At 67.8% G+C, this 1,583-nt stretch carries 3 protein-coding genes; 2 read left to right on the top strand and 1 reads right to left on the bottom strand.

Features of this window, described 5'->3' with window-relative positions:
• Positions 1–405, top strand: a 405-nt coding sequence (locus tag GX543_RS03860) for a hypothetical protein (protein ID WP_290849918.1), incomplete at its 5' end; no start/stop codon positions are given.
• Between the two features lie 184 nt (positions 406–589).
• The gene (locus GX543_RS03855; protein ID WP_290849916.1) at positions 590–1,222 is read left to right on the top strand and encodes a hypothetical protein; all 633 of its coding nucleotides are present in this window, start codon (positions 590–592) and stop codon (positions 1,220–1,222) included.
• Between the two features lie 119 nt (positions 1,223–1,341).
• Here the strand turns inward: GX543_RS03855 and GX543_RS03850 are convergent.
• The coding region (locus GX543_RS03850) for an amidase family protein (RefSeq protein WP_290849915.1) at positions 1,342–1,583 on the bottom strand (242 nt) is incomplete at its 5' end.

Below are 1,583 nucleotides of genomic sequence, written 5' to 3'. Positions count from 1 at the left end.
TGGGTCGCCCATGGTGATCCGTTGGTGGTGGCGCCGACCGAGGATGCTCGTTGCCACCGCCGCGGGGTGGAGACCTCGGCCATCAGGGCCATGGGCGTGCCGGCGCGGTACTGGACGCCCGACGGGGGCGAGGTCACAGTGCCACAACCCGAGACCCTGCCGGACGGTGCCGACCAGGAGATGGTCACGATGAGCGACGGCCGGTTGCGAGCGATCAGCCAAGGCCGCACAGTGGTGGTGCGGGAGGAGGGTACGGCGGCCTTCTCGGAGATCGAGGTGCCGCGACGCGACGACGGACGCATCGAACGCCTGTACAGCTACGACACCGACGGCGAGACCGCGATCGTGTGCGGACTGCGAACCGACAACCGCAGCCCACTGGAGTGCCAGGTGATCGCGCCATGACACCCGGCCGGGTCGCTCGATCGCTGGTGTTCGCCGGTGCGCTTGCCGTTGCATCGGGCGTCATGGCTGTCGACGGCGCGGGGTCGTCACCTGCCGGTGCCGCCGGCCTGCGGCAGCACCACTACAACATCAGTTCCCGGCGAGACCGAACCTCGACGCCCTTCTCGCGGCTCGCGGTTACCTGGTGTATTCCGTCCTGTACCATGACAGTCTCTTCGTCTCGGTGAACGAGGCCTGCTACTCCGACCTCCAGTACCTACGCGGGTTCTTCGTGGGGTACGACAGCATCATGGGCGTCGCGAAGGCGCAGGACGAAGACTGCCGCGGGATGGACAAGCGTTTCGGCAACCTCGTCTTCATGTTGGGCACCCGCGCGAACCACAGCTCCGAGCTCCTCCCGAACCCGGGCAAGGCCTGTCAGGTCGCGACGGTCGAGTGCCGGATTGCCATCTGCCTGACGGTCGAGAACCTGCTCGGACGCATGACCGGGTGCAGTAGCCACCTTACAAACGACCACGTCCCGACGGCCCAGTCTCAGGCCACCGCCTACCGAAACTTCGCCGTGGGCTACGCGCCCAGCTCGCTGCGCTGGATCGCCGGCGACTTCAACCTCACCATCGGACAGGTTCCCCCGGCGTACGGCAACAACCACGTGCTGATGAACTACGGGTACACCGTGAACCCGAGAGCAACGTTGAACAAGCAGATCGACCACGTCTGGTGGCGTTCGCCGCCGGTGACGTTGAACTACTTGCCGGCCTTCTGCCCTCCCGACGCGAGCGACCACTGCCTGGTGGAGACCGAACTCGTCGTGTAACAGCGCGGGCCGTCGACGGCGAGACCGCGATCGTGTGCGGACGACGGGCCGGTGACCTCCGCGCCCCGCTGGAGTGCCAGGTCATCGCGCCCTGACCCCCGGCCCCGCGGCCGGTGGCGTCAGGCCGTGGTGGCGGCGACCGTCGGGGCGACGAGCGGCCAGGGGCGCTCGCGCTCGACGGCGAGGGCGACGTCGAACAGCAGGGCGTCGGCGTGGTGGCGGCCGAGCACCTGAAGGCCGACGGGCAGGCCGTCGATCTGACCGGCCGGGATCGACACCGCGGGGTTGCCGTAGATGTTCGAGATGATCGTCAGCGCCCCCATGTTCACCATGTCGGGGAACTTCTGGCTGAAGAAGTCGA

It is taken from the genome of Gordonia sp. (in: high G+C Gram-positive bacteria), assembly GCF_012515855.1.
GTDB lineage: Bacteria > Actinomycetota > Actinomycetes > Mycobacteriales > Mycobacteriaceae > Gordonia.
The sequence above is the reverse complement of the archived record's forward strand: the minus strand, read 5'-3'. Positions and strand labels throughout refer to the sequence as shown.